The organism is Williamsia sp. 1138 (genome assembly GCF_002095435.2).
Taxonomy (GTDB): Bacteria; Actinomycetota; Actinomycetes; order Mycobacteriales; family Mycobacteriaceae; genus Williamsia.
Map to the genome: position 1 here is coordinate 12,223 of NZ_MJEJ02000050.1, position 14,123 is coordinate 26,345.

Genomic DNA, 14,123 nt, shown 5'->3' on the forward strand with positions numbered 1-14,123 from the left:
GCCTGTACGCGTGATCAACCAACCACCGGCCGGAGCGGTCGACTCGGCTATAGTCGTGCACGGTCTTGGCAAGAGTTTCGGGACCCACCGCGCGTTGGACCACGTCGACCTGACGGTCGCCCGGGGCACGGTCTGCGGAGTGCTCGGTCCCAACGGCGCGGGCAAGACCACCCTCGTCCGGATGCTCACGACGCTGCTGCGGCCGGACTCGGGTACCGCGCGCATCCTCGGTCGGGACCTGGTGCGCGATGCGCCTGCCATTCGGGCGCTAATTTCCTTGACCGGCCAATATGCGTCGGTCGACGACGACCTCACGGCGGTGGAGAATCTCGATATCTTCGGCAGGCTTCTCGGACTCCGGGGAGCCGCCTCTCGTTCGCGAGCGCGAGATCTCGTGGAGGAGTACGGACTCACCGCCGCGGCCAGTCGGCCGGTCCGCACGTACTCGGGTGGCATGCGCCGACGTCTCGACCTGGCAGCGAGCATGATTCGCAGACCAGAGCTGCTCTTTCTCGACGAGCCCACCACCGGACTCGATCCGCGCACGCGATATCAGTTGTGGGAGATGGTCCGAGGCGTGGTGAGACAGGGAACCACGGTCCTGCTGACCACCCAGTACTTGGACGAAGCAGATGCGCTCGCCGATCATCTTGTGGTGATCGACCACGGTCGTGTGGTCGCCGACGGCACACCAGAATCCCTCAAGCGCTCCGTCGGGAACTACGCCCTGTCGGTCACCCTTGCGACGGCGGCAGATCGTGGCCGTGCGACCGAGATCATCGCGCTCGTCCTCGACGGTCCCGTAGAATACGACGAGCGCACCCGTCAGCTCACGGTCTCGGTGTCGGCCTCGGCCACGTCGGCGCAGGTGATCGCTGCCCTCGCGGAGGAATCGATCGAGGTACAAGAGCTCAGCGTGCACAAGCCGTCGCTAGACGACGTCTTCTTCGCGCTGACCGAAGAACAGAGTCCGGCATGACCATCCGGACGATCTCCGAAGACGACCGCACGCTCGGGCACATCACCGCGCGAAAAGCGTTGCTCGACACCGCGACGATGGCTCGACGTGGCCTGCTCAAGTTCAAACACACGCCGCAACAATTGCTCGACGTGATCGCCGTACCCGTCGTCTTCACCGTGATGTTCGCCAACATCTTCGGCGGGGCGATCGCAGGGACCGTGGATGCCTATCTCCCCGTCCTCATTCCAGGGGTACTGGTGAACATCGTGATCACCAGTACCGTCGTCGTCGGAGTCCAGCTGCGCGTCGACATCGACAAGGGTGTTTTCGATCGCTTTGTGTCGTTGCCGATCTCGCGCATCGCCCCCCTATCTGGATCATTGGTCGCAGCGATCGTCCGTTACGTGATCGCGATCGCCATCACGCTGGCGGTCGGATTGGCCATGGGATATCACCCGGCAAGCGCGCTCGGCACGATGGCAGCAGTGGCGCTCGTGGTCTATGCCGCGTTCTCGTTGAGCTGGGTGTTCGCCTTCATCGGCGTCCTGATGAGCAAGGCCTCCTCGATCCAGGGCATCTCGGCGCTGACTCTAACGACCATCGGGTTCATGTCGAACGCTTTCGTACCGCCCGAGAGCATGCCTGATTGGATGCGGACGATTGCCGAGGTCAATCCGATTTCTCACCTGGTGTCGGCGGTACGTTCCCTGGCAAATGAAGGTCAGGCGGACATGCACATCGTCTGGTCGTTGCTAGGGTCCACCCTGGTGATCGCGGTGATCGCCCCACTGACCGTCAGGACATACCTCCGACGGCTGTGAGCGACGACGTACGAAGGAGTCCCGGTGGGCGATACAAATCCGGTTCAGCGAGTCACGGCTGACGACGACCTGTTCATCCGGATGGACCGCGCGGCCGGGCTCGGGGTCGTCTGCCAGGTCGTCTGGAAACTCGAAACACAGCTGGACCCCGGGGAATTGGAACGATTCGCTCGTGGTCTCGCGTCTAGTCACTTCAGCCGAGTCCTGCGGCGCGGTCGAGTTCCCTTGGCCCGGGACTATTGGGTCAGCGGCGGTGCACCCGGCCAGACCATCACCGACAGCGACGAGCTGTCGGCGGAGCGGGTTCACGCCTGGATCGACGCCGCCGCGACCGAGGTGAGGCTCGATCTCGTCGACGGACCGGCGTGGGAACTGCGCTCCGCCCCGGTTCACGGGGGCGGAATGCTCGTGTCGCTCACGTACCCCCACGCGGTCGCCGATGGGGCTTTCATGATGAAGAACGTCCGTGCCGCCCTCTCCGATCACCGGCCCGAGATCGAACCGTTGCGTCCTGCGCGTTTGTCTGAAGACCTCACCGACGCCCTCGGGCAGATGCTTCGCATGTGTCGCAGCGCGGCGTCTCTGGCAGGTGTGGGAGTCCGGTCACTACGACCCCCCGCTGTCCGCGGCGTGCCGCCGATCACGTCGCAGACGACACCGTTCCCGGGTGAATCGAACTCCGACTCAGACGTTGCATACGTGCAACCACTCGTATCGGCCAGTATCCCGACCCAGCTGTGGCTCGACACCGCTCAACGGCACGGCGGCTCCGCGAACTCTCTCTTCATCGCTATCATCGTCGGCGTGATTGTCGGGGCCGGGCGCGCGGACTGGGAAGACACGATCCGTGTGTCCATCCCGATGACGGCACGGACCACGGACGACGACATCCGGTCCAATGTGACCACCGGCCGTTCCCTCGATCTGCGGGGCACCCTGAGCCGAGACCACGATCTTGCCGGGATCAAAGCGGACGCGAAACGGATGTACACCGAATCTGCAAGCAGGGTAAGCACTTTCACGCTGTTGCAAACACTCGTGCAGGGCATGAGTGATGGCATGCTGATGCGTCTCAATCGCAAGGCCTCCACGCCGCTCGCATTGGCGTCGAACATGGGCGTACTCGATCCCACCTTCACCGGACTCGGAAGCGAGACCCGGACCGGTGTCGTCACCATGCGATCGACCACCCCCAGTGCCGGCAGGCAACGCATGATCGCGCTTCGGGGCGGCATCGTGGCAGGCATCAACCAATCAGGCGCAACGACGACCATCATGGTGACGGGACTGGATCCCGTCGCCATCCCCGACTCTTCAGCGCTCGGGCGGCTAGTCGTCGACGAGTGCGCCAGATGGTCGCTCCAGCCAACGTTGTGGTGACGCGCTGGATCATAAATGATTCCGATCTGAAGCGCACGTCATGAGCCGGTCATATTATGATGACGCAATTGTGCCGTTTGGCTAACGAACCAGCATTAATTCTCGGCAAGACTTTGTTACTTCGACCGAAGGATTCACTAGATGCCCCGTGCCCGTATGGCCACTGTCGTAGGCACCTCGACTCGCCGCAGGCTTGTCCCGCGACTGGTTGTGCTCGCTGCTCTCACGACGTCCGTGCTGGCCATGGCCACGCCCGCCACGGCCGCGCCCTCGGACATCTCGACGATCGAACGGGTCGTCAAGGAGGGCCCGACACAATGGGCGATGTACGTGCACTCGGCCGCAATGGACAAAACGGTCAAGGTACAGGTGCTCACGCCCGCTGCATCGTCGACCCCCCGTCCATCCCAGTACATGCTGAGCGGACTCGGCGAGGAGAACCCCGAGCACAGCATCTGGTTGATAAAGACGGACGCGGTTGACTTCTTCAAATCAAAGAATGTGAATGTTGTTTTGCCATTGGCAGGAAATGGCAGTTTTTACACGGATTGGCAACAGGATGACCCGGCTCTCGGGCGAAATCGCTGGGAGACATTCCTCACCGAGGAGCTTCCTCCGCTGGTCGATACTCAGTTCAACGGAAACGGAGTCCGAGGGATCGCCGGGCTGTCGATGGGTGCCGGCTCGGCGCTGACTCTGGCCTCTCGAAACCCGGGCTTCTACCGGTCCGTGGGTTCGTACAGTGGGTGTTACTCCACCACTGATCCCCTCACCCAGGGCGTATCCCGCGGTATCGTGGCCGCTTTCGGCGGCAATGCCGACAACATGTGGGGGCAGCCGGGCGATCCGGACTGGGCTGCCCACGATGTGCTATTGCACGCCAACGGTTTACGAAACACCGCCGTGTACGTCTCGGTCGGGTCCGGACTACCAGGACCCTACGACGCCCCCGAGTACCCCGGCAACAAAGATCCGGTGGACCGGATCGTGGTCGGTGGGGCGATCGAAGCAGGCTCCCTGTGGTGCACGCAGCGCCTGGCGACCGAACTCGCCAACCGCAACATCCCTGCCACGTTCGATTTCGAGAAGGTCGGAACGCACGCGTGGCCTTACTGGATCGATCAGCTTCACAAGAGCTGGCCCGTGCTGGCTGGCGGCCTGGGCGTCACGCCCTGACCGCTGCTCAACCACGGACATTCGACGAACGACTCAGATTTGGACCAGTGCGGATCGCGCTGCAGTCGACAACAACGGACGGGGACATCCGATGGAATACACAGAATTGGCCGACTACGCACTCCCGAGTGGAGTGCTGACCGAATGGTTTCCATTGGTCCCCGACGATGCGTGGCGTGACGACGATCGGCAACTCTCGTACATGCATCTCGAACACGCGCGCCGCGCGTATTCAGAGGGTGCCGCCTGGTACAGCGAATGGATCGGAACGGCCTTCGCCATCAACCACCGGCTCGACGCGGACGTCTTCGCGCGAACGATGCATCGGTGGTACGGACGTCATGAAGCCTTCCGTGCGTCTGTGGTGCCGTCAGAAGCACACGGCACGATCGACTTCCATCGCCGTACCGTTCCCATCGAAACGATCTCGATCGAGTCGGCGGGGACGTCCGATGTCGTGCCGAGTACCGACATCTTCGGGCGGGTCAACGAACTGTTCAACACCAGGGTGAATCCACTGCACTGGCCGCCGTGCATCGCGGTCACGATTGAACCGACCACCGATCCCGAGTCGTTTCTGGTGATCTTCGCAGCGGATCACACCGTCATGGACGCCTACACCCAGGTCTTCGCCATCAAGGAATTGACCACGATCTACGAGTCAGAACTCCACGGTGTTCCCGACGAGCTCCACAGCTTCGGGAGTTACGTCGACTACAGCCACACCGAGCGCGAACTCGGAGCGCAGATCACGGCCGACGACGCTGTGGTGTCGAGATGGACATCATTCTTTCGCGGCCACCATGATTCGACGCCGGACACGCAGCCGCGACCGATGCCACAGTTCCCGGTACAGCGGCCGTTGCCAGACAACGCGGCGCGTCCGTACGGAGCGATCGCGGCGCCCGGTGACAGCCGGTACCAGTCCAGCCTCTCCTCCTGGTTGTTGAACACAGAGGAAACAGAGCGCTTTCACCAGGTGTGCAAGGACCTCGGGGCCAACATGCAGGCCGGCATCTACGCAGCGTTGGCAATCACCACTTGGAGACTCACGGGGACCGGCGATCTCAGGTTCATCAGTCCTGTTCACACGCGAACGGAAGCCCGGTGGGGTGGATCGGCCGGCTGGTTTGTGGGAATCATACCGGTCCACCTTCGACCCGGTTCGGCGCAGAGCTTCTCCGAAGCGATCGCAAACATCGGTCCCAACGTCAGCGAATACAAAGAACTGGGAACGTCGCCGTACTACCCGATCGCCGATCTGATCGGCGACAAGACCCCACCCCAGTTCGTCATCTCGTACATCGACCTCCGCTTTGCCGAGGGGTCGCAGGACTGGGACACCCAGCGGGCTCGGGTACTGCGCAGTTCCACTCGCAATTCGGACGAGGTCTACCTCTGGATCAACCGAATCCCCAACGGAACCAACATCTCTGCGCGATTCTCCACCGACCGGCAAGCTAGCGAATCCGTTCACCGTTACATCTCGACGTTCCACGAGGTGCTCCGCGCGGTAGTCGAGGACGGCGACGTCCTGTTCGACACCCAAGCAATCAGAGAAAAGGTTCGCAAAGGTGCCTCTCTTCCGGACGCACGCCGGTGAGAGGGTCAACACTGAGCTGGTGGTCGCCCCCGCTCGGTGAGTTGGTGGAGTGGCATCTTCGTGATCGCAGCGCCGCCAAAGATCTGTCTGCGGCAGCCGCGACAGGGCCATCGTTCCTTCAGCGCGACCACCTGATGGCCGCCGTCGCCAAACGTGAGATCGGCGAGACCAACCAGGCCATAGCCATGATCGCCACGACAGTCGACGGACGGTTGCACCGCGAAGCGATGTCGCGCACCCTGACGACCTTCGTCCGGCGACACGACGAACTCCGGTGCTGGTATCAGGTCGACGACGGGGCGCCGACCCGATACCTCATCCCCGACAAGGCCATCGAGTTCACTGCAGCCGCGATCGGCCCCTCCGGTGACCACGACCAGCTGCGCCAGTACGTGAGTTCCCGTATCGACTCCGAAGCAGTCTTCGACCATCTCCCCGGGTACGCGTTCGGGGCCATCGATGCCGGGGACACCTTCAGCTTCTACTTTGTCGCTGATCACTCTCACACCGATGGGGTGTCGCAGGCACTTGCCCTCGACGAGATCTTGGAGATCTACCGACACGAACTCCATGGGGGCGAGCTCGAGCTGCTACCGGCCGGGAACTACGTCGACTATGTCGCCGACGAGATTAACCGCGCAGGCCAGGTCCGAATCGACGACCCGTTGTTGGATGACTGGCGGCGAATCCTCAAGACCCACAAAGGCAAGATTCCCCGATTCCCCCTGGATCTCGGGCTGCGGGACGGCGAGACGATGGCGACGGCCGTCGCAGAACAGTTGGTGATCAACGGTTCCCAGGCCGATCGGCTCGACGAGCGCCTCCGGTCCATGAATCATTCGGGTTCGCTGCAGGGCTGCACGTTTGCGGCACTCGCCGCCGCCGAGAACGTGCTCACCGGCAACGAGAACTTCTTCACCACCACCATTCTCGCCATCCGTTCCACGGAACACCTCGGTACCCAGGGCTGGTTGTGCAATTTCGCGCCGATCGCATTCCCTGTCAACCACGGCGACAAGTTCGACGACCTTGTCCGAATTGCGACTGTCGCGACCCGAAAGGCGCGAGAGATCGGCACAGTTCCCGTACACGCCGCATTGGCGTACCTCGCGGCCGAGGGGTCGATAGACCTCGAGAGCGGGTCTCCGCAGATGGTCTCGTTCTTCGACCTACGGCGGCTACCCCGAGCAGACGATCCGGCGAAGAAAGCTGCACTCATCCTCCCCGGGCGCGGACGCACCCGGAACGCGAACATGTGGATTAACCGCGGCGATTTCGGCATACGTCTGCTGTACCAATTCCCTGACAACGACACGGCCCGCAAGAACACCGCGGAATACTTCTCGATATTCTCCGACTTCTTGCGAGGCTTCGCCGACGGTGACGACCGAACAGTACGGCGAGGACTGGCCGAGTAGCTCGCATATGTTACTCACCACGATTGACAACCTGGTCATCGCCTCCGGATATGTCGACACCTGGACGATCTCAGCCCGCGGTGCGGCCCAACCAAGCCCGATCGGGCCGTCTGAGAACGAACGATTTCATCTTGATTCGGTCCGCGGCGGCGGCATCGGCTGGCTGGCGCTGACCATCGAACTGCCCGGCCATCATCCACCTGAAGCCTTCACCGACGCGTTCGGCGCGCTCCTCGAGCGCCACGAGGTGCTTCGTGGGCACTTTGCCGTCACCGACGGTTCAGACGATGCAGAGGCCGTCGACTACCAGCGGTTCATCTACGAGCCCGGAACTTCGCTGTTGGAGAACGTGTCTCGCACATTTTTCAACGACAGTACTATCGCGGGAGCTCCGGCGTTCAGGTCGGCCATCGACACGACGTGCACACCCTTCCAGCCGTATCCCCACTTCTTTGCCACCGTTGAGCACCGCGAATCGACCACTGTCGTCTGCGCATTCGATCACTGCTTCGTCGACGCGATATCTGTGGCGATCGTCGCCGAGGACCTGTTGCACCACTTTCGCGGGATTGCTGTGCCCGCCGCGGGATCCTTCTTGTCCAGTGGCGGCGCAAGGGTCCCGCAGCCGTCTCGTGTCGACGACCCTCGCCTGACGCCGTGGCACACACTCCTGTCCGCCACCGATTGGTCGGTTCCGGAGTTTCCCCTCGATCTCGGTGTAGCCGAGGGAGACAAGGTGCCGTCCCACATCGACGTCCGTGAAGTCTTCGATGCGGCAACCGCGCATCTCTTCGACGTCGCCGCGCGCGAGCACGGATTGCGTACCTATCCAACGATGCTGGCGTGCCTCGCCATCGCTATCCAGCGATCCGGTGGGCCCGACAAGACAGCCATGATAATTCCCGTACACACTCGTCGACACCCGGATCGAGAACGAGCTGTCGGTTGGTTTGTCTCTAACGGCCCACTTCTCGTCGACGGAGCCGAATCCGACCTGTTCTGCGCTTCGCACAAGGCCATCGAATCGCTCACAGCAGCTGTGTTGGCTGCGGACGTCGGGATATCGTCGGTATACGGTGCATTCGGTGACCGCATCCACACCAGGCGGAGCGACATCTTCATGGTGTCGTACGTCGACTACCGACGCTTCGACCTGCCCGAATCCGTCTCGCCCAAACATGTGTCGAGCTCCGGCAAAACCGACACGCTCCAGCTGTGGTTCTGGCGTGATGAGAGCGGGCTGCATCTTCGTGCGCGATACCCGGCGACCACGATCGCCCGGACGACCGTACCGACGGTACTGCAGACGTTGATCGAACTCGCGAGGTCGGTGATCGCGGTCGCGCGCGCCGGTCACCAAATCCGGTGATCGATGTCCCACGCGGTCAACTCCTCGGCGATCTGGGTGCGCAGCAGCGCAGCGTCTCCGAAGTGGTCCGGATGGATCCCGAAGAATGTGATCGTGACCTTGTCGCCGTACTCGACTGCCCAAGCCGCCACCGCCGGCCCGAGCGTCCGCCGATGCTCCGCCGGGCGACCCTGCATGATCGCCCGGATCCCGAATGATGTCGCAGTCTCACCGCCGAGTTCGAGTACAGTCTGCGGTACGACCCCCAGGTTTGAGACGGTGGTATCCGGACCCGGAATCGACTGCATCATCTTCCCGATCAGACGTCTCGGCAGCAGACGAACCACCGGCTGCAGATTGTCGGCCACCTGGGCCGCACCATTGTTCGCGTAGTCGATGAACGCCTGCTTGCTCAACGCCCTGATCTCGCCGAGGCCCCGTTCCGGGCTGATCTCGCCAGAAACTCGGATCCACACCCCACCTGAGGCATTCGCGCGGTCATCGTCCTCGCCCCGCCTGCTCACTGCGATGCACAAGCGCATCGCCGGGGCAGGGACCGGGTAACCCGAGCGTTGGACCAGGCCGCCAAGCAGCGCGGTGAACAGACTGTTCGATGTGCCACCGTGTTCGGCCGCGCGCGCAAGCCAGTGCTCTTTGTCGACATCGACTGTGGCGAGCGTGGTTTCGGGACCCTCGCGTCCCGTAGTGACGAAAGTCTTCGGAGAGGGGCCAGCACCACCTCCGGCGCCGCGTTGCCTGAGAAGCGCGGTGACCAGGACCGCGGCAGCTCTGGCCGCCGCAACGACTTGTCCCCCGGCGTCGACGAGATCGCTCCGGATTCCAGACCAGCCACGGGTCTCCTCCCAGGTGGGCAGCGTGTTGACCGAGGCCCTTGCGTGTGCCGCTGCCAGCGCCACGTACACCCCCTGCCCGTCCGAGATCATGTGCGAGACCAGCAGCGACAGTGCGTACTTACCAGATTCTGTGGGTACACCGTCTAGCTGCCAACCGCGGCCCGCGGCCGGCCGCAACGCAGAATGACGAACGCAACCGTCCATCCATTCACCGATGTCGTCATCCGCGATCGGTGCTGTGGCAAGCGCAAGCTCACCGATTTCTTCGGAGCGGATCCAACGATCGCGGGCCATCGGCAACCAGGTGCGGCGCACCCGCCGGTTCAGGGGGCCCGATGCCAACTCGTCACGCAGCATTCGCAGGGCCGGCTCTCCCGGATCGCGGTCGAAAACCCACAGGAACTGGATGGGTGCGCCGAGCCCGAAAAGGTCCTCCGCCAACAGATACGATTCATCCGCGCCGGTGACACGGTCTGTCTTTGCTACGTTGAGAGTCATCGCTTGTCATCCCTCCAGTCGATGCATCACCAGATGCTGTGTGGTACGCCCCAGGCGTCGAGTTCGGCGGCGAGCAAGCGGTGCAAGTGCGCCCGATCGGCAAATCGCACTTCGTCAAACGCCGCCACCGAGAACGTCAACTGGTCGCCGACCTCGAGCATCCAGGCTTGCACCCCTTCCCCAAACCGATACCGCTGCGCCGGGTCCACGCCTTGGGCGATACCGCGAAACGCGACGCCCGACGCGGGCACCCCGCCGAGCTCGGACAGCGTCTCGGAGAAGGCCCCCAGATTGGACGCCACCGCATCGGGCATCCCCCCGCCGGAACTGACCGCCTTCACGATCAGGGAAGTCGGCAGCAGCCACATCAGCGGCAGGAGATGAATCATCGCCGGACGTCTGCCCTCCGCCAGGGCGGCGAACGCGGCCTTACACTTGCGCCGGATCGGGCCAAGGTCTCCCCCCGCGATCGGTTCGTCGACCAGATGGACCGAGACACCCGCGGTCGCGTTTCCGCCTTCGTCATCGGGCGTCCGACTGCTCACCGGGATCCCGACCTTGATCGGATGCCCGGTCGGCGCGTAGCCGCTCGTACGCAGCAGCCCCGAGATCACCGCCACGAAAAGGCTGTTGGCGGTGCCACCGTGGTCGTCCGCGACCTTGGTCCAGTCGTCGACGTTCACACTGACGACTGCCCACGGTCCGCGTGCCGCGGGAGCCGTGACGTTCATCGCTGGCCGCGGCGCCCTTGTCGGCGGCGACGGAGCGTTGTCCGAGACCAACGTCGCGACTGTCGCACGGACGGCACCGATTCCCGCAGAACCCATCTGGGCGATCGAGTCACCTGCATCGGCGAGCAGCGCACGGACGCGGCCCATGCTCCGGGTGCCGAGACTGTCGGCAGCGGAGCCGCCGAAGGCGTCGGCGGCCGCCGACACCGTCGCCTTACCGTCGGCGACGAGATGCAGTGCGGTCAACGACAGCACGAAGCCGCCCTCGGTGGTCGCGGACCCCCGCAGTCGCCATTGTTGCCCGTGTTCGGGATCGAGGGGCGTGTCGTACAGCTCGCCGGCCGCCCATTCTTCCACTGCGCCGGCGCTGATCACCCCGTCGTCGATGACCAGCGCCGGTGTCTGCTCTGAATGCACCCAGTGCGGACGGGCAAAGGGGAATCGGGACCCGATCACTCGCCGATTCAGTGGACTGCGGCCCAGCTGGTCATTGACGGCGGCGATGGCATGGGCCGACGGCGGGCGATCGAACGTCCACAGCACCTGCAACACCACCGACCAGCCGAAGGCCTTGCGCACGAACCAGTATGTGAAGTCCTCCGGCGCCAGCCTTTTCATCATCATGCCGGCACCCTGATCGTCCTGCCCTCCACGGCTGCGTCCTCGATCAGATCGACGGCCGTACGCATCGCCTGCTCCGGCGGGATGAGACACGACGCCACGTCGCCTGCTCGCTCCGCATACGCCTGGCCGAGGATCACCTCGAGATTGTCACGGAGGATCTCGGCGTCGAGCGTTGTGAGCCGCGTCGACACACCGGCGCCCATCCGCTCGAGCTGCATGCCCCAGAAGGGCTGGTCCGATCCGAGCCAGCACACGAGTGCCGGCCTGCCTGCCCGAATCGCTGCGGACGTGGTACCTGCTCCCCCGTGATGCACCACCGCACGGCAACGGGCAAATGCCCGGTGATGATCGATGGCACCAACCACGCGTAACCGCTCGGAAGATCTCTGCTCGATGTCATTCCAGCCCGCGGACACCAGGGCTCGCACGCCCAATGACAGACAAGACTCATCGATGGCGACCAACAGGGCCTCCGGATCACGAACGGGCATGCTCCCGAAGCCGAAGTAGACGGGCGGATCACCACGATCAATCCAATCGTCGGTGTCCTGATCCAGCCGATCCGCGCCGATTCTGCGTCGAAGCTCAACCGGAAGGTCCACGAACCCGACGAGTGGGCGGCGCGCACCCCACACCAGTGGGAGGTCGGGGCAGAACACCGGATCGTATGCCTGGATCTCAATGGCACCCGAGGCATCCATCCGCTGCGGCAGCGGACTTTTCGCCGGCAGGAGTCCGATACGTTTGCGTAGCCGATTCTCCCGTCCCTTGGTCAGCCACCAGAATGCCGTGGTCACCGCAGCCCAGCTCGCGGAGTTCACCCGGGCCGGAAGAGTCAGGGGCGCCCCCGGAAACGGTGAGACATAGGGGTTCTCCGTGATCGGCGCATGGTGCACCACAACGATGGGTATCTTGTCTCGCTCAGCGAAACCGAATGCGATCTGTGCCGTGGTAAATCCGGTCACGATGGCGTCCGCACCGGCGGCCAGTCCGAACATCTCATCGACCATCTGGCTCCAACCGTGATCGCGGATCTCGGCCAACGCACGTAGCCTCTTGAGCGGTCCGCCGGTGCGCACGCCTTCTCGAACCACCTCCGAGTTGATGTGCGCCCTCGTGTCGTATCCGAACGGACGGGCGTCGAGGCCGGCCCTGGACGCGAATTGGACGAGATTGGGCGGCGCTCCGAACACCACCTCATGCCCACGTCGTAGCAATTCGGCACCGAGTACAACCGCGGGCTGAATATCGCCACGCGTTCCGTTGAACGCGAGGACAAACCGCATTTTCGCCTCCCGGCAATGTCATGGCCCCGACCGCGTCATTCACACCGATCTTAGGCGAGACGTTAGGGTCGTGCAGTGTGGCGAGATGCCGCCGGGAAGACAGGCGTCGACCGCCGGCAATAACGACCCATGCCTGAACCGAATGGAGGCGCAGTGAAGTTTGTACTGGCGTTCAACGGAAGTCGCGGCGATGTACAACCCGCGATCGCGCTCGGCAGCGAATTGTCCGTTCGTGGACACGATGTCAAGCTCGCCGTACCACCCAATCTTGTCGGTTTCGCCGCCACCTCTGGACTCAACACCTACGCCTACGGACTCGACACCCGAGATCTCCTTGAATCGGAGGTCGTCTCCCGCGACCTCAAGTCTTCGAATCCGATCACGAAATTGCGTGCGGTGTCGCAGATCACGCTGCGTGGTGGCAGAGCGATGCAACAGGAACTGCTAGACCTCACCGAAGATGCTGACGCCATCATCGGCGGCAGCGCAGGGCAAGAACGCGCGCTTAACGTCGCGCTTGCGCGAAGCATTCCCTACCTTCCTGTCCACCTCTGCCCGATTCGTCGCAACGGCGAGGTGTCACTGCTCACGCAGTTCGGCATCGATCCGCCGAAGTCACTGACCCGCGCCAGCTGGACGATCCTGGAGCAAGTCCTCTGGCGGGCAACCAGATCGGCCGAAGACACACTCCTGCGAGAACTTGGACTAGGAGCGACCGATGCACCTGCGGCAACCCGTATCGGCCGCCAGGGCGTACCCGAGATCCAGGCCTATGACCAGGCGTTGTTTCCCGGGCTCAGGTCTGAATGGGGTTGCGACAGGCCACTCGTCGGATTCCTCAACCTCACGCCGTCGACGAGAAAAAAGATGGGTGACGGTCAATCCGATGAGGAATTACTGATGTGGCTCGACGCCGGCCCGCCACCCCTGTACGTCGGATTCGGCAGTATGAGCGTTGCTGACCCCGACGCACTGACAACCGTGATCGCCTCCGCCACCGAGGCATTGGGCTTGCGTGTCCTGCTGGCAACGGGATGGAGCGGCCTCCGTCCCACCCAGTGGGGAGACCGGATTCACGCGGTGCCCACAGTGGATCACGACACGATCCTGCCGCGTTGTGTCGCGGCAGTTCACCATGGCGGAGCCGGCTCGACGGCTGCATCGCTTCGATCTGGCCTGCCCACCCTCATCTACTGGCTGGGCGCCGACCAGCCGATGTGGGGACGGCAGGTCACCCGTATCGGCGCCGGATACAGCAGTCCACTCGCGAAGATCGATGCCCATGGGCTGCGCAGTGCGCTGGCGGCCGTACTGACACCCGATCACACCCGTGCAGCCCACAACGTTGCGGCGCAACTGGTCTCACCTCGGAAGGCAGTCACCGCCGCGGCCGAGATCGCCGAGAAGGCGGTGCGCGCGTGAC

11 protein-coding genes are annotated in these 14,123 nt (G+C 63.5%); 8 read left to right on the forward strand and 3 right to left on the reverse strand.

The window, feature by feature from the left end; genetic code table 11:
- Positions 1 to 10: 10 nt before the first annotated feature.
- The 7 genes from BH683_RS21030 (at position 11) to BH683_RS21060 (ending at position 8,728) form a co-directional block, all read left to right on the forward strand.
- Positions 11 to 979 (forward strand): ATP-binding cassette domain-containing protein, encoded by a 969-nt coding sequence (locus BH683_RS21030; RefSeq protein ID WP_210405251.1) that lies wholly within the window; start codon positions 11 to 13, stop codon positions 977 to 979.
- Complete coding sequence (locus tag BH683_RS21035) at positions 976 to 1,782, forward strand: ABC transporter permease (protein ID WP_084838240.1); 807 nt, start codon at positions 976 to 978, stop codon at positions 1,780 to 1,782. Before BH683_RS21030 ends, BH683_RS21035 begins: the two co-directional genes overlap by 4 nt.
- A 24-nt stretch (positions 1,783 to 1,806) precedes the next feature.
- Positions 1,807 to 3,162 (forward strand): hypothetical protein, encoded by a 1,356-nt coding sequence (locus BH683_RS21040; RefSeq protein ID WP_084838241.1) that lies wholly within the window; start codon positions 1,807 to 1,809, stop codon positions 3,160 to 3,162.
- 243 nt (positions 3,163 to 3,405) lie between these two features.
- A complete protein-coding gene (locus tag BH683_RS21045) occupies positions 3,406 to 4,338 on the forward strand; it encodes an alpha/beta hydrolase family protein (protein WP_094647652.1) in 933 nt (310 codons plus the stop codon).
- Positions 4,339 to 4,429: 91 nt separating this feature from the next.
- Positions 4,430 to 5,941, forward strand: coding sequence for a condensation domain-containing protein (locus tag BH683_RS21050; RefSeq protein ID WP_084838243.1), 1,512 nt, complete (start codon positions 4,430 to 4,432; stop codon positions 5,939 to 5,941).
- Entirely contained in the window at positions 5,938 to 7,359 is a 1,422-nt protein-coding gene (locus BH683_RS21055; protein ID WP_143696108.1) for a condensation domain-containing protein, read from the forward strand. Before BH683_RS21050 ends, BH683_RS21055 begins: the two co-directional genes overlap by 4 nt.
- Positions 7,322 to 8,728 carry a condensation domain-containing protein gene (locus BH683_RS21060; protein ID WP_084838245.1) on the forward strand — a complete coding sequence of 469 codons (1,407 nt, stop codon included), beginning with the start codon at positions 7,322 to 7,324 and terminating at the stop codon, positions 8,726 to 8,728. Before BH683_RS21055 ends, BH683_RS21060 begins: the two co-directional genes overlap by 38 nt.
- Here BH683_RS21060 and BH683_RS21065 read toward each other — a convergent pair.
- From BH683_RS21065 to BH683_RS21075, 3 genes are read right to left on the reverse strand one after another with little or no spacing between them, the layout of a single operon-like run.
- Positions 8,713 to 10,059, reverse strand: a complete 1,347-nt coding sequence (locus BH683_RS21065; protein ID WP_084838246.1) for a hypothetical protein — start codon at positions 10,057 to 10,059, stop codon at positions 8,713 to 8,715. The genes BH683_RS21060 and BH683_RS21065 overlap by 16 nt on opposite strands.
- 26 nt (positions 10,060 to 10,085) lie before the next feature.
- Positions 10,086 to 11,414: a hypothetical protein gene (locus BH683_RS21070; protein WP_084838247.1), complete on the reverse strand. Its 1,329-nt coding sequence runs from the start codon at positions 11,412 to 11,414 to the stop codon at positions 10,086 to 10,088.
- The gene (locus BH683_RS21075; protein WP_084838248.1) at positions 11,411 to 12,700 is read right to left on the reverse strand and encodes a glycosyltransferase; all 1,290 of its coding nucleotides are present in this window, start codon (positions 12,698 to 12,700) and stop codon (positions 11,411 to 11,413) included. Before BH683_RS21075 ends, BH683_RS21070 begins: the two co-directional genes overlap by 4 nt.
- Positions 12,701 to 12,853: 153 nt before the next feature.
- On the opposite strand from BH683_RS21075, the gene BH683_RS21080 reads away from it, so the two are divergent.
- Positions 12,854 to 14,122, forward strand: coding sequence for a glycosyltransferase (locus BH683_RS21080; protein ID WP_084838432.1), 1,269 nt, complete (start codon positions 12,854 to 12,856; stop codon positions 14,120 to 14,122).
- The last annotated feature ends 1 nt before the right edge of the window (position 14,123 follow it).

What these genes read in the sequence shown, in the direction of transcription:
- BH683_RS21070 (WP_084838247.1), bottom strand. Translation starts at nt 11,414, where the DNA reads ATGATGATGAAAAGGCTGGCGCCGGAGGACTTCACATACTGGTTCGTG.
- BH683_RS21045 (WP_094647652.1), top strand. Translation starts at nt 3,406, where the DNA reads ATGGCCACGCCCGCCACGGCCGCGCCCTCGGACATCTCGACGATCGAA.
- BH683_RS21050 (WP_084838243.1), top strand. Translation starts at nt 4,430, where the DNA reads ATGGAATACACAGAATTGGCCGACTACGCACTCCCGAGTGGAGTGCTG.
- BH683_RS21065 (WP_084838246.1), bottom strand. Translation starts at nt 10,059, where the DNA reads ATGACTCTCAACGTAGCAAAGACAGACCGTGTCACCGGCGCGGATGAA.
- BH683_RS21075 (WP_084838248.1), bottom strand. Translation starts at nt 12,700, where the DNA reads ATGCGGTTTGTCCTCGCGTTCAACGGAACGCGTGGCGATATTCAGCCC.
- BH683_RS21035 (WP_084838240.1), top strand. Translation starts at nt 976, where the DNA reads ATGACCATCCGGACGATCTCCGAAGACGACCGCACGCTCGGGCACATC.